General features: G+C 32.6%; 17 protein-coding genes, 1 tRNA gene and 1 pseudogene. 9 read left to right on the top strand and 10 right to left on the bottom strand.

Features of this window, described 5'->3' with window-relative positions; genetic code table 11:
- Position 1 precedes the first annotated feature (1 nt).
- Positions 2-655 (top strand): 3,4-dihydroxy-2-butanone-4-phosphate synthase, encoded by a 654-nt coding sequence (ribB, locus tag GOY13_RS02055; RefSeq protein ID WP_175814167.1) that lies wholly within the window; start codon positions 2-4, stop codon positions 653-655.
- A gap of 151 nt (positions 656-806) precedes the next feature.
- Here ribB and GOY13_RS02050 read toward each other — a convergent pair whose 3' ends face one another.
- Positions 807-1,154 (bottom strand): TrbC/VirB2 family protein, encoded by a 348-nt coding sequence (locus GOY13_RS02050; protein ID WP_175814166.1) that lies wholly within the window; start codon positions 1,152-1,154, stop codon positions 807-809.
- Between the two features lie 79 nt (positions 1,155-1,233).
- Positions 1,234-1,968: a 3-oxoacyl-[acyl-carrier-protein] reductase gene (gene fabG / locus GOY13_RS02045; RefSeq protein ID WP_175814165.1), complete on the bottom strand. Its 735-nt coding sequence runs from the start codon at positions 1,966-1,968 to the stop codon at positions 1,234-1,236.
- A 289-nt stretch (positions 1,969-2,257) separates the two neighbouring features.
- On the opposite strand from fabG, the gene GOY13_RS02040 reads away from it, so the two are divergent.
- The 6 genes and pseudogenes from GOY13_RS02040 to GOY13_RS02015 all read left to right on the top strand — a co-directional run bounded on the left by GOY13_RS02040 (position 2,258) and on the right by GOY13_RS02015 (position 10,863).
- Positions 2,258-3,697, top strand: coding sequence for an HlyD family type I secretion periplasmic adaptor subunit (locus GOY13_RS02040; protein ID WP_175814164.1), 1,440 nt, complete (start codon positions 2,258-2,260; stop codon positions 3,695-3,697).
- 282 nt (positions 3,698-3,979) lie between these two features.
- On the top strand, positions 3,980-4,741 hold the full coding sequence (gene coxB, locus GOY13_RS02035) for a cytochrome c oxidase subunit II (protein WP_175814163.1): 762 nt from the start codon (positions 3,980-3,982) through the stop codon (positions 4,739-4,741).
- Between the two features lie 14 nt (positions 4,742-4,755).
- Positions 4,756-6,305 (top strand): annotated as a pseudogene (gene ctaD, locus GOY13_RS02030) (cytochrome c oxidase subunit I).
- The gene (locus tag GOY13_RS02025) at positions 6,306-7,193 is read left to right on the top strand and encodes a heme o synthase (RefSeq protein WP_175814162.1); all 888 of its coding nucleotides are present in this window, start codon (positions 6,306-6,308) and stop codon (positions 7,191-7,193) included.
- 192 nt (positions 7,194-7,385) lie between these two features.
- Positions 7,386-7,823 carry a ribonuclease HI gene (gene rnhA, locus GOY13_RS02020; protein ID WP_175814161.1) on the top strand — a complete coding sequence of 146 codons (438 nt, stop codon included), beginning with the start codon at positions 7,386-7,388 and terminating at the stop codon, positions 7,821-7,823.
- On the top strand, positions 7,816-10,863 hold the full coding sequence (locus GOY13_RS02015) for a YhdP family protein (RefSeq protein WP_175814160.1): 3,048 nt from the start codon (positions 7,816-7,818) through the stop codon (positions 10,861-10,863). Before rnhA ends, GOY13_RS02015 begins: the two co-directional genes overlap by 8 nt.
- 82 nt (positions 10,864-10,945) lie before the next feature.
- On the opposite strand, the gene tatC is transcribed toward GOY13_RS02015, so the two are convergent.
- The 4 genes from tatC to prfB all read right to left on the bottom strand — a co-directional run bounded on the left by tatC (position 10,946) and on the right by prfB (position 16,130).
- Entirely contained in the window at positions 10,946-11,710 is a 765-nt protein-coding gene (gene tatC / locus GOY13_RS02010; protein ID WP_175814159.1) for a twin-arginine translocase subunit TatC, read from the bottom strand.
- A gap of 6 nt (positions 11,711-11,716) precedes the next feature.
- The gene (gene gap / locus GOY13_RS02005; RefSeq protein ID WP_175814158.1) at positions 11,717-12,700 is read right to left on the bottom strand and encodes a type I glyceraldehyde-3-phosphate dehydrogenase; all 984 of its coding nucleotides are present in this window, start codon (positions 12,698-12,700) and stop codon (positions 11,717-11,719) included.
- A gap of 275 nt (positions 12,701-12,975) precedes the next feature.
- Positions 12,976-14,811 carry a translational GTPase TypA gene (typA, locus tag GOY13_RS02000; RefSeq protein WP_175814157.1) on the bottom strand — a complete coding sequence of 612 codons (1,836 nt, stop codon included), beginning with the start codon at positions 14,809-14,811 and terminating at the stop codon, positions 12,976-12,978.
- Positions 14,812-15,013: 202 nt separating this feature from the next.
- Positions 15,014-16,130 (bottom strand): peptide chain release factor 2 gene (gene prfB, locus GOY13_RS01995; protein WP_246214280.1). Its coding sequence is split into 2 segments (ribosomal slippage): positions 15,014-16,054 and positions 16,056-16,130, totalling 1,116 coding nucleotides; the frame shifts between segments, so codons are not numbered across the junction.
- A gap of 154 nt (positions 16,131-16,284) precedes the next feature.
- Here prfB and mgtE point away from each other — a divergent pair.
- Complete coding sequence (mgtE, locus tag GOY13_RS01990) at positions 16,285-17,655, top strand: magnesium transporter (protein ID WP_175814156.1); 1,371 nt, start codon at positions 16,285-16,287, stop codon at positions 17,653-17,655.
- On the opposite strand, the gene GOY13_RS01985 is transcribed toward mgtE, so the two are convergent.
- The 4 genes from GOY13_RS01985 to GOY13_RS01970 all read right to left on the bottom strand — a co-directional run bounded on the left by GOY13_RS01985 (position 17,652) and on the right by GOY13_RS01970 (position 24,904).
- Positions 17,652-18,650, bottom strand: a complete 999-nt coding sequence (locus tag GOY13_RS01985; protein ID WP_175814155.1) for a pyruvate dehydrogenase complex E1 component subunit beta — start codon at positions 18,648-18,650, stop codon at positions 17,652-17,654. The two genes, mgtE and GOY13_RS01985, sit on opposite strands and share 4 nt — an antisense overlap.
- 478 nt (positions 18,651-19,128) lie before the next feature.
- Positions 19,129-20,238 (bottom strand): molecular chaperone DnaJ, encoded by a 1,110-nt coding sequence (gene dnaJ, locus GOY13_RS01980; protein ID WP_175814154.1) that lies wholly within the window; start codon positions 20,236-20,238, stop codon positions 19,129-19,131.
- 91 nt (positions 20,239-20,329) lie between these two features.
- Positions 20,330-20,404 (bottom strand) — tRNA-Arg (locus tag GOY13_RS01975).
- Positions 20,405-22,423: 2,019 nt separating this feature from the next.
- A complete protein-coding gene (locus tag GOY13_RS01970) occupies positions 22,424-24,904 on the bottom strand; it encodes a response regulator (protein ID WP_175814153.1) in 2,481 nt (826 codons plus the stop codon).
- Between the two features lie 103 nt (positions 24,905-25,007).
- Between GOY13_RS01970 and hemF the strand changes: the two genes are divergently transcribed.
- The gene (hemF, locus tag GOY13_RS01965) at positions 25,008-25,832 is read left to right on the top strand and encodes an oxygen-dependent coproporphyrinogen oxidase (protein WP_175814152.1); all 825 of its coding nucleotides are present in this window, start codon (positions 25,008-25,010) and stop codon (positions 25,830-25,832) included.
- Positions 25,833-26,037 lie beyond the last annotated feature (205 nt).

Raw genomic sequence — 26,037 nt, 5'->3', positions numbered from 1 at the left:
TATGGTAGAAGCTACTTATGCATCAATGGATCTATCATATATTTCTCCTGTAGAAGATGTATTAGAGGATGCCCAGTCTGGTAAATTATTTATTTTAGTTGATAATGAAGATAGGGAAAATGAAGGAGATTTGATCATCTTAGCTGAAAAATTAAAGCCAAAGCACGTAGCTTTTATGATTAGATATGGTACTGGCATCGTATTCTTAGCTATGACAAAGATTCACATGAATAGGCTAGGTCTTGAGTTTATGAGAAGAAGTAATGTGGATGAGAAACTTACTCCTCATACTGCATTTACTACATCAATCGATGCACGTTATGGTATTACAACAGGCGTTTCCGCTAATGACAGGACACGTACAATACTTATTGCTATTGATGAAAAGAGCACTAAGGATGACATTATTACTCCTGGCCACGTTTTTCCTATTATTGCAAATGATAGCGGAGTCTTGGCACGCAATGGTCATACTGAAGCTAGTGTAGAAATAGCAAAGTTAGTTGATCTTAATCATGCAGCTGTTGGATGTGAATTAGTTAATGATGATGGTTCTATGATGCGTTTACCTCAGTTACTTGAGTTTGCTGGACAACATAAGATTAAGTTAACTACCATTGATAAACTAATTAGCTATGTCAAAAAAAGAAGTTGAGCTAGTATCGAAAATATATGAAAAATGTTGATAGTTTAGCCCTACTAACTCATCATGTAGCTGCCTTATGCGCAGTTGTAGTATGTTAGTTTTTCCTAATATGCTACTGCAATGAGAATAGAATAATTTTATCTAATCCTTTTTACTTTTACTATTTTTTCGTTCCGCAGTTTTCTAGCATAATCTTTACACTATCATTCATGTTAGGTATAACTTTCATTATAATTGCCTTAGCACCGAAAAATACACCACAAAACATCCCTAAAGCAAACAGGGCTGGCCAAGGCATCCTACCGAATATTGCAAGCAAAGATGCACCAATTATTACTACAGTCATGAGTGGACCACCTATCCCCCAAATATAACCAATAATATTGCATATTACTTGAGCAGTTGTATCATCTATATCGCTACTTCCAGCATCTGAGGTAGTTGGGTAACCTGAAAGAAGTAGTGCCGCATACAAGATATTAAAAATTTTTCTTATTACAGAGCCCATTTCCTCATTTTAGTTTATACACATTTTATTTTAAAGCAAAGTCTACAACTTGTCTATAGACTATATAAATAATGGTGCTCTACATAAATAAGCCGCCATTAATATTTAATACATGACCTGTGATATATTTTGCTTCATTGCTTGCTAAAAATAAAACACCTGCTGCTACTTCTTCTGCAGTTCCAATCTTTTTCATCGGGATATTATCTATTATTTTTCTTTTTTGTTCTTTAGTTAAACCTCCAGTCATCTTAGTATCTATAAACCCAGGAGCAATACAATTAACTGTTATATTTCGACTTGCAACTTCTTTTGCTATAGATTTACTCATAGCTATTATTCCAGCTTTCGCTGCTGCGTAATTTGCTTGTCCAGCATTTCCTGTTAACCCTACTATTGAAGAAATATTTATAATCCTTCCCCAGTTATTTTTAATTAATTTTTTACACGCTTCTCTACTCAACTTAAATGTAGAGCTCAAGTTTATATCAATTACTTTTTGCCATGCTTCATCTGTCATTTTTAGTAGTAACCTATCTTGTGTAATGCCTGCATTGCATATAAGCCCATCAAAACCTGTCATCAATTCGCTTGCTCTTTCTATTAAATTATTTACTTCCTCAGTACTTAATAAATTGCAAGGAAGTACGTGTATGTTCTTTTTGTACTGCTTAGCAATTCCTTCAAGGATCTCTCTCTTTGTACCAGAGATACATAAAGTTGTTCCAGCTTTATGCATAATCCCTACAATTGCTTGGCCTATCCCACCTGAAGCACCAGTAACGAGAAATTTCCTGCCTTCCAATTGGAACATAATGATTTTGTTTTCCTGATATTACTAACAGAACATTGTTTAATTAGCAATGCATTTTTTACATGCATAAATGGTTTAATACTTACAAGAGCTCAATTCATGCTAAGTATAGTACAGATTATTACTAAACGGTTTATCCAAAGTACAAAACAGTCTAAGTTATGTGCTTGAGTCACATACTTTAATTTTTAGATGTAATCCTATATGTCAACAGTAGTATTTACTGAATAAGCAAACTTGTGTCTTATTTTCTTTGACATGGTTTTTTATCTATAGTGATAATATAAATATGCAAGTGATAAAAAAGAAAAAAAAACTAAAATTTTTGGATAGAACTTTTATATTAATTGACACAATAACAAGTTTTATTTTAAACCTTGAGAGGAATCACTCAAACGAGGTCTTGAGAGTAACACGTGGACCACTATTTTTTGGCCTGGTAATAATAGTCATTTTCTTTGGAATAGGTGGTATTTGGGCAGCTATAGCTCCAATTGATGGTGCAGTACGTGCAAATGGAGAGGTCGTTGTATCTTCAAATAGAAAGGTAATTCAGCATTTAGGAGGCGGAGTAATAAAAAAGATTCTAGTCAGAGAAGGTCAAATAGTTAAGAAAGATGAGCCTTTAGTTTTGCTAAATGATATTAATGAAAAGGCGAATCTAAATATAATCAAAGAAAAGCTCTTATCGCTTTTAGCAAATGAATCAAGACTAATCTCTATTAGAGAAGGATTAGATAAAATTAATTTTCCTGATGAAGTCAAAAAATTGACTAAGAGTGAGCTCGTAAATAAAGTAGTAAAAAATCAGATAAAATTATTCTATTCTCATTGCAGTAGCATATTAGGAAAAACTAACATACTACAACTGCGCATAAGGCAGCTACATGATGAGTTAGTAGGGCTAAACTATCAATTGGACGCAGCTCTAAAGCAATGTAAATTAATAGTTGAGGAATTGGAAATAAAAAGACAGCTTCTTAGCAATGGATATATTGGTAAACCAAATATTTTAGCTCTAGAAAAGCAGCTTGCTGAGATTAATGGTAGAGTCGGTCATTATCGCACTGCAATATCTCAAACGCAGCAAAAAATTGGAGAGAACGAATTAGAAATTTTAAACATAAGAAATGATTCTCAAGAAAAAGCAAATACAGAACTCAAGGAAATTGCTATATCTATTGCTGACTTAAGAGAGAGGCTAATGGTTGCAGAAGACACGTTAGCACATACAGTAATTAGGTCACCTCAGGATGGAATAGTTACAGACATAAGATATCACACTGAAGGCGGTGTTATACAATCTGGAGTGCCAGTTATGAGCGTAGTACCTTCCAATGATGATCTTATGATAGACACTAAGATTCAGACAAGAAATATAGAAGAAATAATATCAGCGCAAAAAAAAGACAGCAACATAGTCTCTATTGACGGATTAAAGGGGTTAAAAGTCAAAGTGAGACTGAGTGCATATAATGCACGTCGTTTGAGTTTGATTAATGGCATAGTAAGCCATATCTCTCCTGATGCTCTTGATGATCAAAGGTTAGGACGTTATTATTCAGTGCGTATAATGATACCAAAGTCAGAACTTGCTCAGTTTAAAAATGTGTACCTATATCCTGGTATGCCAGTAGAAGTATACATAGTCACTCAATCACGCACACTTTTGTCATTCTTATTTACACCTATAATTGCAACGATTGATAGGTCTTTTATAGAAAGATAGTTACGCATTTTGCTATACCATAGGAATGCTCCCATTCTAAACAAATGGGTACAAGTAAAAATAAAAAGCTTAATAAGCCTATCACTGCTTTTGAGTTTGAAGCTAGAAAATTACTAGCAACAACAGATATCATTATAGCATAGCTCAAGATAAATACGATCCCCCTTCATTAGGGCTATATTTTTTATAACACTGGATATTAAAAATCACTAATCTTTATTGCATAACAAATTTGTATACAATATTATATAGTTAGTTTTACACCATTACTAATAAATAAGTATGTCAAGGTTGTTTGCATTATTGATAGTCTTTTATTCAAACATATCAATTGCTTCTTTTCCTACTCCTTGGCAATTAGGATTTCCTAAACCTGCAACTGAAATGATGGAAGTTATAGTTAGGGCACATTCATTTGTCACTGCTGTAATGGTTGGGATAATGTTTCTTATATGGATGCTACTTGCTTATGTGATATTCCGATTTCGCAAAAATAAAGTTATAAATATAAGCCAAACAAATCATAATGTCACCTTAGAAATTGCCTGGTTTATTATACCAACGATTATTGTTGGTGTGTTAGCATTTAAGAATGCTCAATTAATTAAGCTACAAGAAAAAATACCAAAGTCTGATATAACCTTGAAGGTTATTGGCCACCAGTGGTATTGGAGCTATCAGTATCCTGAATACCAAATGTCATTTGATAGTTATATCAAGGAAGCAAATGATTTTGCTAAAGAAGATTTAAAGCTATTTTCTGTTGACAATAATGTTGTTTTACCTATTGATACTAATATTCGTCTGCAAGTTACTGCAGGGGATGTAATACATAGTTGGGGAATACCAGCTTTCGGCATAAAAGTCGATGCAATACCAGGAAGGTTAAATGAAGCATGGTTTAATGTCAAAAACCCTGGTATTTACTACGGGCAATGTTATGAATTATGTGGTCAAGGCCATGGATTCATGCCAATTGTTGTTAAGGCAGTGAGTAAGAAAGATTTCAATGAATGGATTGAAAGCAAAAAATTAGCAAGTTAAATTTGGAGACAGGCATGAGTGATATACCAAAAGGTATAAGGCGTTGGTTATTTTCTACTAACCATAAGGATATAGGGACACTATATATTATTTTTTCTATATTAACTGGGATTATTGGTGGGTTGTTATCAATAGTTATTCGTACTCAGCTAATGCACGTTAATATACTTAACAACAATTATCAAATGTACAATGTAATGGTTACAGGACATGCAATAATAATGCTATTCTTTATGATAATGCCAGCTCTAATGGGGGATTTGGTAATTGGTTTGTACCTCTTATGATTGGTTCACCAGATATGGCATTCCCTCGTATGAATAATCTGAGTTTCTGGTTATTAGTATCATCTTTTATTCTGCTTATTTTTTCAACATTTGCTGGTGAAGGGCCAGGAACAGGATGGACTTTATATCCACCCTTATCACAAATTATATTCCATCCAAGTACAGGAGTTGATCTTGCTATATTTGCACTTCATATTGCTGGTATATCATCAATTGTTGGAGCAATTAACTTCATAGTTACTATACTCAATATGCGCATAAAAGGTATGCTATTGACCAAAATGCCATTATTCGTTTGGTCAATCTTATTGACATCATTTATGCTAATTATTGCTTTACCTGTACTTGCCGGTGCTATAACTATGCTACTTACTGACCGTAATATTGGTACTTCCTTTTTCGATCCTGCTGGTGGTGGTGACCCTGTATTATTTCAACATCTATTTTGGTTTTTTGGTCATCCAGAAGTTTATATCATTATCTTCCCTGCATTTGGCATAATAAGTCAAGTCGTATCAACTTTCTCTCATAGACCAGTGTTTGGTCATATGGGAATGATTTATGCTATGATAGGTATAGCAGTGTTTGGATTTATGGTCTGGGCTCATCACATGTTTACTGTTGGACTTAGTAAAGATGCAGTTATATTTTTTAGTACTAGTACAATCTTCATTGGTGTTATCACTGGTATAAAAGTCTTTAGTTGGATTGCAACTATGTGGGGTGGGGCAATTGAGCTCAAAACTCCTATGCTGTTTGCATTAGGTTTTATTTTTATGTTTACTGGTGGGGGTGTAACTGGAATAGTTCTATCTCAAGGTGGAGTAGATAGATTATTGCACGATACATATTATGTTGTCGCTCACTTTCATTATGTTATGTCACTAGCTGTGTTATTCGCAGTTTTTTCTGGCTTTTACTACTGGATAGGCAAGATGTCAGGTAAGCAATACAATGAATGCCTAGGGAAAATACACTTTTGGCTTACCTTTATTAGTACCAATATTACTTTTTTCCCCCAACATTTCTTGGGACTAGCAGGTATGCCAAGACGTATACCTGATTATCCTGATGCATTTATTCCTTGGAATTATGTATCATCAATTGGATCATACATGTCTTTCTCTTCAGTTGTCCTTTTTATATTTATAATTATACATCTATTCAAATGGGGTAAAAAAGTTGAAGATAATCCTTGGGGAGGTAATACTTTAGAATGGACAGTATCTTCACCTCCACCTTTCCACACCTTCGAAAAACCGCCAGTGATAAAATAAATGTATACAGGTACCTTATTGAATATTGAGTCAACAATACTAGATTTTTTGTGTTTGCTAAAACCAAAGATAATGTGCCTTGTAGTATTTACTGCAGTCGCTGGAGTAGTTGTTGCTCCAGATAGTATACATCCTTTTCTTGCACTAATATCTATCATATGTATTGCTCTTGGCTCAGGGTCTGCAGGAGTAATAAATATGTGGTATGACAGGGATATAGATCTACTTATGGAGAGGACACAAAGTCGTCCTATACCTTCTGGTAAAGTTTCTGCAGAAAGCGCTCTTGCATTTGGGGCTATTCTTGGAATATTGTCAGTATTTATTATGGCAGTAGCAGTAAATTATATTTCTGCTGTTTTACTTGCAGTTAGCATATTATTTTATGTTTTTATATACACATTTTGGCTTAAAAGACGCACCCCGCAAAATATTGTTATCGGTGGCGCATCAGGTGCTTTCTCTCCAATGATTGGTTGGGCAACCGTAACTAATGCTGTTAGTTGGGAGAGTTTTATTCTATTTTTAATAATTTTTATATGGACTCCACCACACTTTTGGTCTCTGTCTTTAAACAAGTCTGAAGAATATGCAAAAGCATCAATTCCAATGTTTAATGTTGTTTACGGATCAGAGAGAACAAGAAAATATATACTAATTTATAGTATACTTTTAGTGTTAATTAGCTTACTTCCATCACTGTTTTTAAAAAATGTTCTACTTTACCTGAGTATAGCAATTCTTGAAGGTTGTGTTTTTATTTGGTATGCTATATCTATTATTAAGTTCAAGGATTACCATTCACAAAAAAGAATGTTTTCTTATTCAATTTCTTACCTATTTTCTTTGTTTGCTAGTATTATTTTTTGCTCTATCGATTGGTTCTAGATATGAAAGAACAGCAGAAATATAAAAACTACTTTTTGCTTTTTCTATTAATGTTGCTCGTTGTTGGGCTTTTTTTTGTTTCTATAGTAAAACTTAAAAATACAGTTTAAGTTTGCCTTAGCATATAAATCTCATTAAAATTGAACTTTCGTAGAAGCAAATATATACTTTATCTATCTACATAGTAAAAAGATGAACAAAAAGGAAGTAACAATATACACAGATGGAGCCTGTTCTGGTAATCCAGGGACAGGAGGATGGGCGGTAATAGTACTATTCAAAGGTCATAGAAAGAATATTTTTGGTAGAGAAGAAAATACTACAAACAATAGAATGGAGTTAACAGCAGTAATCAATGGGCTAAAGGTGTTAAGGTTCCCTTGTAATGTTAGTTTATATACAGATAGTTTTTATGTTAAACATGGTATAACAAAATGGGTAAACAGATGGAAAATAAACGGTTGGAAAACAAGCAATAAAAAGTCAGTGAAGAACATAGAGTTATGGAAGGAGTTGGATAGTGTTATCTTACAACATGAGATTGATTGGAAGTGGGTTAAAGCACATAGTGATAATATGTACAATGAGGAGGCTGATAGTTTAGCGAGAAAAGCAATAGTAGATGCTTAAGAATGCATTATTTTTTTTAGCTTTATTATTTATATTTTGCTTTTTTATCTTATTTAAAAAGAATGATTCTTTAGAAATCAATAATAATTATATTAATTTTTATATAAAGAAAAAAATATCAAAAATGTTTGCAAATGCAAATATTGATATGGAGAGCATTTCAGTTGTATGGCAAAAAGGCATCAAGGATATATGCTTGGTTGTTACAGACCTTAAAATAACAAACCAAGCTCTTGCTGTAAAGATCTCTAACTTTTCTGCACATTTTAAGCTAAGTTCATTATTTAAAACCAATATGCAATTTTCTCAGATTTTAGCTGACAAAATATACATACGTATTTGTCCTACAACTGTAGTTCCAGCGCATGACTCTGGAATTCAAGAGAAAAGAAAATGGGTCACAGTACCAGCAGATTTAATGATAATAGATTGGACTGCAGATAATAAAAAAAAATCTGACTCCAAAACAATTGATTTCAATTTCCAAAGCTTTTTGAAAGCAATAAGGAAATTATTCCTTAAATTAAGCACAGATTCAAAGATTGAAATTACTAATATTTCAATCCATAAAGATATGGGGAGCAAATTTTTCATTAATAAGGTGTATATAGGGAAAGGAGAGAATTTTGATACTTTAGATGTTTATATTCGTACAAAAGATAAGAAAGGAGTTCTAGATAACTTATCTATTGTGATAAAAAATTGTAATGGTTTGTTAGATATGCATGGTAAGTTCTATAACCTAAAATTAGAATCATTAAGTTGGTTTATTACATTAGTTAAAGATTACAATTTATGTAAAGACATAGGATTCAAAGGAACCTTTTCTATAAGGATCAATGAAAATGATGAAGTAATAGATGGGAACATATACGTGTTAAATAATATAGAGAGCAGTGTGAGTAAAGGCTTACCCATGACTGACGTAAATATAAATTTAACATATGGAGACAGAATCATTAGTATAAAAAGTTTCCATTTTAACTTGGATAACATATATCTTTCTTTAATAGGGAAGATAAACTTTAATACAAATAATGCTCTGCTTATGGTTAATATTAGTAGACTCACTACAAGGGATTTATGCACATATGTACCAGATGGTATAGTGAATAATAAATTTAAAAAATGGTATTGCAACCATATTGGTGGTGACATTGTAAATATAATTACAAATTTTAACGGCAAAATCAATAGCTTAATCAATAATAATGACCTGTCAGACATTATGATTGTTGCTGATATAGAAAACGGTAGCATAAAGTTTGATGAAAATTCAAAACAAGTAAAGGAATTAAATGGTAATCTGACTCTTAAAAATAATGATCTTAAAATTACTGTAAACAGTGCTAAATTTCAGAATTTTATTATTAATGCCGGACAAATTGAAATGAATTCTCTCAATAAAGAAGATTCAGTTCTTATCATTAATGGTCAAGCTGTAAGTGATGTTTATGGGTTATATGAACATATAAAATTTAAGCTAGATGATATCATTCAGGTTACAAGTGATAAGATAAATGGAAGAGCGGAATCTGTATTCAGTTTACGTATTTTTAATCTAAACTCTGGTAACAAAAAAGCAGACTTTTTAGCCAGCTTTAATTCCAAAATTGATAATTTAGTTATCTACGGTGCAAGTCTCGGTAACTATGATATTAAGCTTGATTTTGGCAGAGATTTCATTGATTTTCATGGAAGTGGCATGGTAAATAACACACAGCTATTGTTTGATCTGAAAAGCAGTAATAAAAATAAGGGGCTTTCCTGGAATTTAACTGGTGATTTACCAGCTAAGATACTTAATCTAGATAGTGGGCATATTAATGCTAACATAGAATCAATGATAAATCCAGATAAGACTGGATATATTAATGGTAGCATAGATTTATCAAAGCTAGAATTGAGCTTAAGCTGCTTAGGACAAAAAAAATATTCTAATACACACAATAAAATTGTGTTTTCTACAAGATTAAATGGAATAGGAAAACTATTAATAGATAGCCTAGATGTTATTGGAAATGGCTTAGATATAAGATTCAGTGGAAAATTAGAAAACGGGAATTTACATTTAAACTCTAGCAACTTCATGCTGCCTAACAGTGACTTAAGTGTAAAAATCAAATCAAGTAAAGAGAAAAACGTTATAACTATCTTGGGAAAGAAAGTAAATTTAGGCAATATTTTGGATTTCTTCAGCAAAGATAATAATAAATTAAGCAGAGATATAGGAATAGAAATTGATATGAATGTTGATAACATAATTATGAAAGAAGATATTATTATTAAAGATGCTAAGCTAGCTTTGATTTGTACTAAGGGTAGTTGCAATGGGAGTCGATTTACAGGGCAGTTCCTTAAAGATAGCGGTAATATATTTGCAGAGTATAGTGGAGTAGGTCTTGAAATATACACGGATAATTCAGGTATGTTTTTACGGTCCTTAGGCATTAGCAAATCAGTTAAAAATGGGAAATTATCTTTTTATCTATCATCTCAGAGAGAAAATGGTGAACGTTATGGCATGTTATCCATTAGCAATTTTTATATCAAAGATGCTCCACTACTCACTACTTTATTGTCGATGTCTTCGCTCCCTGGTATTGTAAATGTTATAAAGAATGAGGGTGTGTATTTTGATAAATATAATGCTCCCTTTTTGTATAAAAGTGGTCTCATAAAAATTGAGGAGTCATGGGTTGAAGGAGCAGAATTAGGCATTAGTACTAGTGGTAAGATTGATATTAAAGATCATAAATTTCAGGTTGAAGGACAAGTAATACCAGCATACTTAATTAATAAATTTCTATTAAAAATTCCTATAATTGGAAAATTTCTTACTGGTGGAAAAAGTAGGGGTATTATTTCAATAGATTACAAAGCAAGTGGTGATAATAAAAATAATAACGTATCTGTTAACCCTATTTTTTCATTAACTCCAAGCCTATTTAAAAGATTATTGGAGGTGTTTGATAGTGCTATGACAAAGACTAATGATGCCCTTACTAAGGGTCTAAAAAGGAAATCTAAGCCTACTTAAATACAAATGAAATGCTTTGTTTTTAGTTCTATTTTCCATAATATATATTATGTAATTTATAGATACAGATAGATATTGATACTCAAGTATTACTCTTTGCTTTTTTTTCAATATACCTACACACTAAGATGGATATCTCATATAAAATCAACATTGGTACAGCAAGTCCTACTTGGCTTAATACATCAGGTGGAGTTAAAATTGCAGCGATAATGAAAATTAACACTATTGCAATTCTACGCCTATTCGACAAACTTTGTGTAGTAAGTAGTCCAGCTCTGACCATTAATGTGAGTATAACTGGAATTTGAAATGCAGTTCCAAATGCGAACATGAATTGGAGAACAAGATCTAAGTATTCGCTCACTGATGGCATAAATTCTATTGGTATACCGAAGGGTTTACTACTATACTCAAAAGCAATAAAAAATTTCCATGCTAAAGGAAATATGTAGTAATAAACCACAGCAGCCCCAGTTATAAATAAGACTGGCGTCGCAATTAAATATGGCAACAACACTGCCCTTTCTCTTTTATATAAGCCAGGTGCTAAAAATGTATAAAATTTCCACGCAAATACAGGAAAAGAAAACAGAAGAGCACTCATTATAGCAACCCTTAGATATACAAAAAATGCTTCTGTCAAATCTGTGTAGATTAGAGAAAAGTCACCACTACCTTTTGTGATTTCCATTAGTGGTGTAAGCAAAAAATAGTATATGTTCTCCTTAAAATAATAGCAAAAACAAAAAGCGACAAGAAAAAATAGAAAGCAGAAAATGACCTTTCTTCTAAGCTCTGCAAAGTGCTCATAAAATGAAGTATATTTTTCTTGTTTTTTCTTCATACTCTATTATTTATTATAGCATAGTAATGCTATATCTAGCATTCTCAATGAAAAGGCCCATTCGTTATCGTACCATGCTGCAATCCTATATATATCACCTGTAACATATGTACTAGTTAGATCTACAATTGCACTATAAGGAGTGTGTATGAAGTCTATTGAGACTAAAGGATCCTCACATGTGGAAAGTATATAACTTGTCGAATTCTTAAATATTTTATTTATTTCATTAGCAGTTGCTTTTTTATCAGTTATAAATTTAAAATCAATCATGGAAACATTACTAATTGGAACTCTAATGGCAGTACCGTCTATCTTTCCTTTTAATTCAGGAATAATAGAATTGATTGTTTTTGCTGCTCCAGTTGTAGTTGGTACTATAGATAGCGCACAAGCTCTTGCTCTTCGTAAATCTTCATGATTGCCATCAAGAATGTTTTGATCATTTGTATAGGCATGTATAGTGGTCATAAAACCACTTTTTATTCCTAAATTATAATGCAAAACTTGAACAACAGGAGCTAGGCAATTTGTAGTACAAGAACCTGCAGATATTATCTTATGCTCTTTTTTTAGCATATCATTGTTCACACCATAAACTATAGTTACATCAGCATCTAAAACTGGAGCAGAGACAACTATTCTTCTTGCATTATGCTTTATTGCTTCTGTTCGCTTATTGAATGCACCTGTGCATTCAAACACTATATCAACGTCCCATAGAATGTTTGCAGGATCCCGTTCTCTATACAAGAAAAATTTTCTGCCGTTCATAGAAATCCAGTTTTCAGATTCACTAAAACTAATATTACCATTGAATTTACCATGAATAGAGTCATATTTAATCAAATGTGCATGTTGTTTAGCACTAAGTGATCCATTTACAGCTATAACTTCTATTTGTTTACTGTATTTTTCTATTTCAAAAATAGCACGTAATACATTCCTTCCTATTCTACCAAGACCATTAATTCCTACAGAAATTGCCATTTTCTTATCTTAAAACCTTGATTATAGAGCATATTATTTGATATTTCATTCTATTTTCTCCATCCTAATTAGGAATTTTAGTAACTGCTGGTAGACACGAACTACTCTCTATCATAAAGACCTAAAGGTCCAATGCTCACTACCAAAAATATATGGCAATGAAACTTAGCAAAAAATGAAAAATGTAACTGTCAAGGTAGAAATGATGAACGCATGTGCTATCATCTATAAGTAAAAGTTTGACATTAGAAATATATAATCATGTCTATTCTTTTCTATCTATTCTTCATTTTTTTCTCCCTTTCTGCACGTTTACGTTCATTAGGGTTAAGTAATTTTTTACGCAAACGTATAGATTTCGGAGTTACTTCTACCAATTCATCATCGTCTATATACGATATCATTTCCTCTAAAGTCATTATCTTTGGTGGAGTAAGTTTTATAGCTTCATCGCTACCTGTAGCTCTTATGTTTGTTAATTGCTTGCTTTTAAGAACATTTATCTCCAAATCATTTTCACGACTATGCTGGCCAATGATCATACCACAATACATTTTATCTTGTGGCTTAATAAACATTGTTCCCCTGTCTTGTAAATTAAAAATTGCATACGCTACAGCTTCACCTTTATCAGTAGAAATCAGCACTCCATTACGCCTTCCTGAAATTTGCCCCTTATGTGGAGCATAACTATGAAATAAACGATTAATTATACCAGTACCACGAGAATCAGTTAAGAGCTCTCCTTGATAGCCAATCAATCCTCTTGATGGCACCAAAAAAGTTAATCTTGTTCTATTCTTACCGGAAGATCTCACATCAGTCACTTCACCTTTGCGCAAGCTGAGTTTTTCCATGACAATACCGCTATACTCATCATCTACATCGATTACTACTTCCTCTATAGGTTCAAGCTTTTTACCATTTTCCTCTTTAAAAAAGACCCTAGGACGTGAAACAGAAAGTTCAAAGCCTTCTCTTCTCATGTTCTCGATTAACACTCCAAGTTGTAGTTCGCCACGCCCACCAACTTCAAACGCTTCGCCACTAGGTGTTGTAGTTACAGTAATTGCAACATTTGTTTCTGCCTCTGCATATAGACGGTCCTTTATAACGTTTGAGGTAAGCTTTGTTCCTTCTTGTCCAGCAAGAGGTGAATCATTAACACTTATCATGACTGCCATAGTTGGTGGATCAACAGGAGTCGAGCTTATTGCAGTTGTAACCTCAGGTGCTGCTATAGTGTCTGAAACTGAAGCTTTTTCAAGACCTGCAATTGCAATTATATCACCTGCTACGGCTTGTTCTACTGGAATACGTTTTAAACCAGAAAATGATAGCAATTTTATCAATCTTCCTCGCTCAACTACTCTACCATCGAGGGTAAATACTTTAAGATCAGAGTTAACTTTCACAACTCCTTGATAAATTTTCCCTGTTAATATTCTTCCAAGAAATTTATCAGATTCAAGCAAAGTGACCAGCATAGCAAAAGGTGCTTTTTGATCATAAACAAAAGGTTTTATGTGATCTATAACTGTTGAAAATAATGGGCTCAAGTCTTTCCTTTCATCAGAAAGATCCTTAACACACCAGCCATTCCTACCTGAGGCATACAGTACTGGAAAATCTAGCTGCTCATTAGTTGCATCAAGATTAAAAAATAGTTCGTATATTTCATTTAATACTTCATCAATTTTGCTGTCTGGTCGATCAACCTTATTTATTACTACAATTGGCTTTAAATTTGCTTTTAGTGCTTTTGATAATACAAACTTGGTCTGTGGCATTGGACCTTCGACAGCATCAACAAGCAGTAGCACACCATCTGCCATGCATAGCACCCTTTCTACTTCTCCACCAAAGTCTGCATGTCCTGGTGTATCAATAATGTTGATTTTTTCATTTTCCCACATTATTGATGTACATTTCGCAAGTATTGTGATTCCACGTTCACGTTCTTGATCGCTACTATCCATAATCCGTTCTTGTATTCCTTGATTCTCGCGAAATATACCATTCTGCTTTAACATGTTGTCCAACAAAGTAGTCTTGCCGTGGTCAACGTGTGCGATTATTGCAATATTACGAATCGATTTAAACTCATTCATTATCGTTTTAAGTTTAATTTAGTAATAAGTATACATGTAATACACCTGGAGTAAATAATAAAGCTGTGCAGAAAGAAGTCTCATTCAAGTAGATGACTTTACACTGAAAATTTTGCTTTTATACAATCACCTACTTAATAATAAGTTAGAGTTTCCAAATCGGGACAACATAGCAAAGTTCCATAAATACATCATACAAAAATTAATCACACCTATTTTTTTTATTGGTGAGCATGCTAACTATAAAGCAATCTATGTCACCATTAAAAACAGAACTTATATTACTAATTTCATATCCAGTTCTTAAATCTTTTACCATTTGATATGGGTGCATGATATATGATCTAATTTGATTGCCCCAACTTATATCGTGTTTTTTGCTATAATCTTGAGCCATTTTTTGTTCTTTTTCTTCCAATTTAATTTGATATAAACGTCCTTTAAGCAATTTTAATGCATCATTTTTATTTTGATGCTGGGATCTGCTGTTTTGGCATTGAACTATAATGCCTGTTGGGATATGTGTTATGCGCACTGCGCTTTCAGTTTTATTTACATGCTGACCTCCTGCTCCAGAGGCGCGGTAAGTATCAATTTTTAAATCTTTACCATCTATAGCAATATCAATTGAATCATCTATTACTGGAGTAACGCCTATACTTGCAAAACTGGTATGGCGTTTATTGCTTGCATCAAATGGTGATATCCTAACTAGTCTGTGAATGCCACTTTCACTTTTTGCCCATCCATAAGCTTTTTCTCCAATAATCTTTATTGTTGCAGATTTTATTCCAACTAATTCCCCATCTAATTTTTCCACAATTTCAACTTCAAAGTTATGATAAACTTCAGCCCACCTTATATACATATTTATAAGCATTTCAGCCCAATCATTACTTTCAGTTCCACCAGCTCCTGAGTGGATCTCTAAAAAGCAATTATTATTATCTGCTTCACCAGTAAATAAAGATTCTGCTTCCTTATGCTTGATTAACTTTTCTAGTTCTATTAGTTCATTTTCAATTTTAGAAAAAAATCCTTCATCATTCTCGTCAATAGCAAATTTCATTAAGGCAATAATATCCTTGTATTCACTCTCTAGTTTTAAAAATGACTCTACATCATTCTTGATTTTAGAACGCTCCATTAAAATTTTCTTCGCCTTTTTGTTGTCTTCCCATAAATTATCATCTATAGCTTGGGATTCCAGATCTGCAAGGCGTAATTTTAATTTTTCTAAGTCAAAGACACCTCCTAATAACTGAAATACTTTTAGCTAAGCTCTGAAAATGTTCAAGGATTTCTAAATGAGTTCTCATTACGCTTTGGGTTTTAATATATTTACTATCAATAACAATAACAGTACACAAAAGAGAAATTTAACCATATAGTAGTTAATTTAAAACAATCTTATTATACTCTAATGCTTAAATGGATCAAGTACATATATTTATTAAAAAGTAAGGTAAAGATATGGATATTGAAATAAATTCTCATTATGGCTTAGACAAAAAAGCTATTGATGACTTGATTGAGTCTCTTGATAATGAGGAGTTAGAAAATACTCGTAAGATTGTAAAAGCAATAGACAGCATTCAGTTAGCATATTTTTTATCTACTTCAATTAGTGATCACAGGGAAAAACTAGTTGGTATTCTAGATCAGCACTTGTTAAGTGATGCCCTAGTACATGTGGTGCCAGATTTACAAATGGAAATTATAGAGACACTTGGAGTAGAAAATACTGCAAAGTTATTAATGCTTCTTAAAGTAGAAGATATAGTGACCATAGTCAAAGATTTAGACAAAAAGTCTATAGGTAGTATACTTGATTACTTGCCAAGTTCAACTCAAAAACTGGTAGAAGAGTTATTATCATACCCAGAAGAAAGTGCAGGTAGGTTAATACATAAAAATATGGTTATAGCACCATATTATTGGACAGTAAATGAGCTAACAGAATTTTTGCGAAACTATAGAAAAATACCAGAGAAATTTCACCAGGTCTTTATTATCAATTCAAAATTAGAACCCATAGGTAGTGTTAATTTAAGTAAAGTAATATCCCACTCAGGAGAAACAATAATAAAAGAGATAATGAGTCAGGATATAAAAATCATCAAAACTGGAGTAGACCAGGAAGAGGTAGCAAGAATATTTAAAGATTATTCTCTACTATCAGCTCCAGTAGTAAATAAACGAGGCAAGATTATAGGTGTAATCTTAATTGAAGATGTAATAAAGGTTGTCCAACAAGAAACAGAAGAGGACGTACTTAAAATAAGTGGTGTATCATCTAAAGCTGATATAAATGCTCCTATACATAAAACTATAATTCAGAGGTTACCTTGGCTATTATTTAACCTTTTAGCAGCAACTCTATGTTCTATAGTAGTTGGTTTTTTCGATAGCGTAATAGAAAGTTTTATAGTACTTTCAATAATCATGCCAATAATCGCATCAATGAGTGGAAACGCAGGATCTCAAACAGTAACTCTAACTATCAGAGCAATTGCAACAAAATATTTAACTGAGCAAAATGCAAACAGAATACTAATAAAAGAGCTTTTAATAGGTTTGATAAATGGAATAATTTTATCTATCATATCACTTGTAGTGTTAGTAATCAGATTTCATAGTTTTAAAGTAGAGGTTATTTTTGTAGCTTCCATGGTTATGATGTCAACTATTGCAACATTTATTGGAACTTTTATTCCTATAATGCTCCATCGTTTAAAATCCGACCCTGCAGTTTCTTCTTCAATTCTAACATCAGCAACAACTGATATTCTTTCTGCTTTTATATTTCTAGGTTTAGCTGCAATCTTTTTAATGAATAGCTAAGCTTTTCTAAAGCAAGTATGATGTACAGCTTTAATTATATCCTCTACCTGTGGTAATGCTTTCTTTTCCAGGTTTGCAGCATAAGGCAATGGGACATCCTTACTAGCTACTCGAGCAATTGGGGCGTCTAGATAATCAAATCCATGTTCCATAATGATGGCGGATAACTCTGCTCCTATTCCTGCAAACGGCCAACCTTCCTCTACACTTACTAACTTATTAGTTTTTTTAATAGAATTAATAATAGTTTTGGTATCAAGTGGCCTTAAAGTTCTAAGGTCAATAACTTCAGCTTCTATACCTTCATTTAAAAGTAAATCTGCTGCATTTAAAGCATCTACTAACTTCAACGAGAAAGCAGTAATGGTTACATCCTTTCCTCTTCGGATAATAGCAGCTTTACCTATCTTAAGTAGATAATCTTTATTTGATAGCTCAGAATCAGAGACTTCATGCTCATGCCCATAAGCAATTTCATTTTCTAAAAATATTACTGGACCTGGATCACGGATTGCTGCTTTGAGTAGACCTCTACAATCAGATGAAAAGTAAGGTGCTATTACTTTTAATCCCGGTATATGTGAGTACCAAGATGCAAAGCATTGAGAATGTTGTGCAGATACTCTTGTTGCAGCACCATTCGGTCCACGAAACACTATAGAACACCCAAGCTGACCACCTGACATATAGCTGATTTTTGCTGCAGAGTTTACGATTTGGTCGATTGCCTGCATAGAAAAATTAAAGGTCATAAACTCAACAATTGGCTTAAGTCCAGCAAGCGCTGCTCCAACAGCAAGGCCAGTAAACCCGTGCTCAGTGATTGGGGCATCAACTACCCTACCCTCTCCAAATTCTTTCAGCAATCCTTTCGTTACTTTGTAAGCACCATCATACTCTGCAACCTCTTCCCCTATGATAAACACATCACAGTCATTTTGCATTTCTTCCCTAATTGCCGTACATAGAGCTTCTCTAACGCTTAAAGTTGCCATTTATATTTTTGCATACTTTGAAGGTAACTATATCAGGATTACATGGTTTAGTAAAGTGGTATATTTCGATGCTATTTTTCTTCCATGGATTATGCGTTTATGATATTCTACTTTATTACACTAATGTCGCTAAGTATAGCAGTAACATACTTTTGTAGCATATTACCACTTTATAATGAACGATTTACTAGATTATTGCTTAATTATATTATTTCTATATTGCACTAAAAAATAGAAGACGGTAGTTTAAAATATTATCAGACACCTGTATATTTACAACTTAATTTAAGACTTTTTTAAAAACTATTAAATTAAACATATAAACACATAGAGCTTCCTCTTCCATCACCTATCTCATTACTCAATTTAAAAATCAGATAGAGTTAACCTCACGTAGAAATATCTGTATAGTTACGCACCAAGTATTTTAGTAATTAAAGAGACTTAAAATTATTCTTAGCATCATCTAATAAGTTTTTTACTTTTTTTTTACTTTGCTAAAAAACCCTTCTGGGGGCTGCTGCATATTTTCTTCTTCTTCAAGTGCTTTTAACAACTCAATTTGTTTTTTAGTTAATGTTTTTGGGTTTAAAGTTTCAATTATCACCTGCACATACAAATCACCACGTGCATTTGAGTTTATATATGGCATACCTTTTTCTCTACAACGTAATTTAGTACCAGTTTGAGTACCTTCAGGGACTTTTATTTTTATTTTAGCTTTATCAATTGATTGAACATCTATTTCACCACCAAGAGCTGCTAATGTCATTTTTATAGGTACTTTGCAATGTAAATCAGCTTTATCACGAGTAAAGATTTTATGTGGAAGAATTTTTATATATACATATAAATCTCCATTTTCTCCACCCCTTGCTCCAGCCTCTCCTTTACCACTTACCCTTACCTTGGCACCATCCTCTATCCCCTTCGGGATTGAAACTGATATATTCACTTCATCTCTTCTTCGTCCATTCCCACCACACTTTTTACACTTATTCTGCACTATTTCACCTTCCCCATAACATGTGGTACAAGTTCTTTCAATTGTAAAAAATCCCTGTTGAGACCTAACCCTACCACTTCCTCTACAGGAGTGACACTGTGTTGGCTTAATTGCACCTTCACTACCAGTACCTCTGCACGTGTCACATTTTACATTTGTAATATAATGTATAGGTGCTTTTATTCCATTAAATGCATCTTCTAAAGTAATTTCAAGATCATAACGCAAATCTGACCCAGGTACTCCTGATGTACCTCTTTTTGCTTTTGATCTTCTTGACTCCCCAAATCCTCCGCTAAAAAAGTCACTAAATATGTCACTAAAATCCCCAGCAGCCTGGCTAAAGTTGAAACCACCAGAAGCACCTTCATGACCATAATTATCATAACCGGCTTTTTTTTCAGGATTAGACAAAACATCATATGCAGCTGTTATCTCCTTGAATTTTTCCTCTGCTTCCTTGCTACCAGGATTTCTATCAGGATGATACTTTAACGCTAATTTTTTATATGCTTTTTTGATCTCATCAATGCTCGCATTCCTGCTTACTCCTAGCAGTTCATAGTAATCTTTAGTACTCATATATAAAGTTCAGTATTTAACCTCTAAAGGTAAGTATTACATACATTAATTTCAAGTGTGGCTTATACTTTCCATGCATTTTAAAAACAAATGCACCCTGAGCGACTTGAACGCCCGGCCTTTTGATCCGTAGTCAAATGCTCTAATCCAACTGAGCTAAGGGTGCATTCTATAAAATGGACTTTAGCAGATTTTACATGTCGATTCAATTAGTTTAATAAAAGCTAAAACAAAGCAAAATCAAGTTTATAGTGTAATAAATTCACTAACACCTCAACTTTAATAAATGTGAGTGAAAAATACTATATTTATAATTTTGTCATCTTTCCTTATAAAATGAGCAACAAGGCATTAGAAGTAATAATAGCGTAGGAAAATATATCTAAAAGATGCAAGTAACTGATTGTTATAAATAATAGATACACAGCATTTTTTACAGCGTAAGGTCTAATATTAAGTTGCACTTTTACCTAAACTTGATCAAAGCAAAATAGCATGAATAAAATTTTTTAGCACAATGAATGAATTTCTTCTATTTGTGTCTTTATTCTTCTCATTTGCTGATGATGCATTAATAATAATATATAAATAGTAGATTATACTCAAATCTTCGTGGAACCGATGATTACAGTAGTAGTAATAGTATAGTGTTGCTACAATACTTGGCAAAATGCCTTGACCAGTACTCTTTACACTCAGTATATTTACTGCTGTATTTTTAGTGCACCAAAAATAGTTATCATAATAGCACCAGGCGTGGCAGAAACTTGTATAAGTTATTCTACTAATCAGGAAATGATCAATGATACATGCGTTGCAAAGTGTACCGCAGGTAAAGAAGACGTAATGCGATAGAAAAATGCATTTAGTCGCTTCCTAAAAGCACTATCTTTTATACATCACAACTATCTTCCTAAGTTTCTTTACTTGAAGGTAGCAACTTAAAAACATTAAATCCAATTAACTTGAGTTATTAGATCATATCTAAGCTTCTTATTGGCACCTTTATCATATTTTGCATTAAATATACAGATATGACACTGATAACACTCCCAGTAACAATGGACAGTTTTTACAACTGAGAAGTAAAATATCTGAGACATATTAATTATTGTGCTAAAATTTTTTTATAATGAAACCGTTACCCTTTTCCCAGGATTTACAATCCAATACTTGCTTACTAAGCCACACTTGCCTTATGAATTTATAACTATTATTGACTAAAGCTTTGTAAGTTATAATCATATTATATAATACTATTTTTTACTGTAGAACTTGATTCTTCTCTTAACAACTCTATCAAAAAGTAATTTTCCAGCCAGTTGCTTTGTATAGTGTAAAATATTTATTCTTATACTAACCACTTTTTCATAACTGTTTTAGACCCTTTGCTAAGCTAACAAATAGAGTATTTTCAGCACCCTACATGAGAAAGGTAATGCCTAGATCAGATACATAGAATAATGTTTTTATATATGAAATAATGGCTACATACTACCTTGTCGTTTATTACTTCGCTTCAATACTGATGAATATTATCCTTAATACCTAATTCTCCTAGTTTGCTATACTTAGCTTATAGTGTAAGTAATACTCTTTTGCTATATTATATTACTAAAAATTACTAAAAAAGGATATGTTATTCCTTATTACCAGCCTTATAGTTTTGCATAGTAACTCATACTTTCTATCAGAGCAAAAGATTTACATTGAAATATGGCAGTAGTAATAGTCATCAAAAGTCAAGAAGTTAACAAAAATAAATCAAGTAGTAAAGGATAATAAGTAACTAGTGCTTAAGTTGTCACTATCTCATCCAATATATTTTGGACACAAATCCCTTTATTCAAGCTATGAAAGTCAAATTTTTGAAGCTGATAAAACCAACTACTGACGAAATTACGATAAATTTAGAATTCCTACTATAAAGTCTATCAGACTATTTTTACTATTAGTAATAGTGTTATATGTGTTCTTTCTTTTCTCCTGGTAAAAAAAGTTCCAAGCTTAATTTAAAATTATAATAGTAGAAAAGTATAGGTAACTTGATATCAGTTTTAACCTTGTATATCGCTTTATTTTCTATTTCTCGCAACAAGCTTACTATACTTTTTATTCCGCGTACAAAACAACTCTACTGTGCGTATGTTAGAAATTCATGTTAGAGCATTATCTTTTATTGAAATTAAACTGTTTTTTCTACTTTATGCAGTACACTTTGAACTTTGTTTCCCAATTCACTTAGAGTGAATGGTTTTGGCAAAAAGTGGAAATCTTCTATATTAACATTGCCATTCTTTAGAAAAGCATCTTCAGCATACCCAGAAATAAAAATGACATTAATATTTGGTCTATGGATTAAGGCTTCTTTGACTATTTCTGGACCACTAACTTCTGGCATTATGACATCAGTAATTATTAGGTCTATATGTTGACTTTTTTTACTTATTATTTTTAGTGCCTGACTTCCCATACTAGCTTCTATCACATCAAACCCCTTTCTTTGTAGTGTTTTAGTAGTGAATTCCCTAACTGAATCCTCATCTTCAATTAACAAAATTGTGCCATTGCTCTTAACTTCATTTACTACTGGTTTTTCTATTTCTTCAGTATCTTTCTCTATATTATTTTCATCTGAAACATAAACCATAGGTAAAAATATACTAAATTTAGTTCCACAGTCGACTTTACTAGCAACATAGATATACCCTTCAGTTTGCTTAATGATACCATATACAGTGGAAAGGCCAAGACCAGTACCAGAAGCAATATCTTTAGTAGAAAAGAATGGGTCAAATACCTTCTGAATTGTATCACTCTTCATTCCACATCCTGTATCGATTACTTCAATCACAACATAATTCCCATGTTCAATACCATCTTTGTCTGGAGAAAACATATTCCTAGGTGTAGAATTTAACGAGTCAATTTTTTTATTAAAAGTTCGTATGGTCAATTCCCCTCCCTTTTCCATGGCAGCATTAGCATTAACCACAAGATTAATAATAACTTGTTCTAACTGCCCTTGATCAGCTCTAACCATCCCTAAATCTCCACCGTAATAGGCAGTGAATTTTATATTCTCTCCTATCAACCTTTTTATCATCTCATAGAGGTTGGCTATTATACTATTCGCATCAATAATTTTTGGTTGCATGGTCTGCCTCCTTGAAAAGGCAAGCAGCTGCTTAACTAAATTTGATCCACGCTTTGCGTTTTGTTGTATCTGTATTATGTCTCCAAAAGATGGATCGCCAGCTGAGTGCTGAAGTAAAAGCAAATCACAAAACCCTATTATCCCAGTCAATATATTGTTAAAATCATGTGCAATACCACCTGCTAACTGACCTATAGCTTGCATTTTTTGATAATGCTCAAGCTTTATTTCTAGGTTTCTATGCTCGGTATTGTCAACAAAATAGCAAAGTATAAACATGACCCTACTGTGGAGAAATTTGTTGAAGTATATCCTCATATTATCATTGTTGCTAAGCTGTACATCAAAGGATGCATTATTTATCCTGTTGCTAGAAAAGTATTCACGTATTTTCATATGATAATTATCTGATATTAATGTAAAAATTGAGTTAGTATCTGAACCTGCAAGTTTTATTAGCGCTGTATTTTTCTTTATGAAATTTCCACTTGAATCACATTGTGCAATAGCAATTGATGAATTTGCAAAACATGGATGCAGTTGATAGTCAACTACATTTGATTCAATTGGTGTAATTAAACCATATATATAGTTGTGACTATGTTTATCACAAAACATAGCAGTACTCATATAAGCTTTAAATGGGACACCACTTACAGTACAAAATGAAATCTCATTACCAGTTGCTGTATTACTATAATTAGATTGAAACATAAAATCATTGATTGAACTTCCCTTCTCAAATTTTCTCAACTCAAACATATCTAAAAACCTTCTATTTACAGATAAAATTACTCCTTTAGCATTTGCAATGTAAGTTCCTATATTGTGCTTTTCTATTAATTCTTCATATACTTGCTCTTTGTTCATCTGTATTGCTTTTAGTACAAAATACCCGTGAGGTCTTGCTATTGGCGCTAATGAGAGGTTTAGAACTTTATTATTATCCAGAGCAACTTGGTGATTATCTGGTATTGGGTCAAAAAGCAAGAGAAAATTGGATGTCCTATTTTTCTTACCTAAAGCAATACGTAACTGCACAGAAGAGTTATTTTTTAGTGCATGATATAATGCTTTTTTATCTTTCTCTGAAAGGTTTCCTACTTCTAGAATCTTGCTTAGTGTAATATCATTATCTATGTATTCCTTGAACCTCTCATAGAATCTGGCATCAGCATAAATAACACCATCATCTTTGTGTAAGATAAGACAAAACTCTGTATTATGATTGAGTGCACTTGCAAATATTGCATTTTGGAATTCTGTAATACTAAGCAGATGCCTATAACGCTTTGCATTATATATCATAAAAAAAGTCGTGAAGATGCTAACTAGCATATTAATCTCTATATTAATAGAGCAATCATATGTATCTAAAAAATAGAGTGCTGATATTATTATTGAAGGTAAGATCATAATGACTGCACTAATCTTGAGTGACATCCCATGATTTCTTAATATGAAGTCGACTCTATTTTCCTTCTTGCTGTCTATATATCTTTTACTCATTTTACGTATAACAATACTTCATTATACCTTTTAATTACTATAGACTTATTAACACCTTTGATATACAATTTCCATTAGAATTTTTGGCATATTGTAAAACATCATGAAAGAACAAAAAATGCTAGCTTTTGAGTGGTTCTGTACGCTAAGAGATAAAATTTTGGAGTCTTTTTTATTGGTTGAAGGACAGTCATCTGTAAATCCTAAAATTAAAAAAAAGAAGTGGAATCGTCCAGGTGGCGGAGGTGGTGAATCCACAGTTATTTATGGTAAAATTTTTGAGAAAGTAGGAGTAAATGTTTCAAAAGTATACGGAAAGTTTATAGATTCAATTATAAATGAAATTCCTGGCGCAAATGAGAGTGATGGGAAATTTTGGGCATGTGGTATATCTTTAGTATCTCACATGCAATCACCCCTTGTTCCTGCAGCACATATGAACACAAGACTAATATATACATCAAAGCAATGGTTTGGTGGAGGAATAGACTTTACTCCAACATATGAAGATAAGGAAGACTACCAGTACATTCATGAGTCAATTAAAACAACATGTGATGAATTTGATTCTACATATTATCCAAAATTTAAAGAAGAATGTGACAGATACTTTTTTTTACAACACAGAAAAGAGCCACGTGGCATTGGTGGAATTTTTTACGACAATCTTAATTCTGGTAACTGGGAAAATGATTTCAAGTTTATAAAAACAGTAGGAGAAACCTTTTTAAAAATTTATTTGCGTATCATATATCAACATATGAAAAAGCCTTGGACAAAAGAGCAGCGAGATGCGCAATTAATAAAACGTGGCAGGTATGTAGAATTCAACCTACTTTATGATCGCGGTACAAGGTTTGGTTTGATGACTGATGGTGATCCAGATGCTATTATGATGTCAATGCCACCTTTAGTTAAGTGGTTGTAGTGAGTTGATAAGGTGCTTAAACAGCAGCAGCCTATCCGATAATAGCATATCATTCTTATTTGAGCTTGTGATTTTTAACTATTTAGTAATATTGTGATATTTACAATCTCCTCACTAATATATTCAGCTATAAGTAATTAAAAAGATTAAGTTTTATTTATATAAAAAGTACACAGTGCAACCCTTGTCTCTCTTCTACCTAATA

Origin of the sequence: Wolbachia endosymbiont of Cruorifilaria tuberocauda (assembly GCF_013365475.1) — a bacterium.
GTDB lineage: Bacteria > Pseudomonadota > Alphaproteobacteria > Rickettsiales > Anaplasmataceae > Wolbachia.
This window is presented reverse-complemented; position numbering and strand designations above follow the sequence as displayed.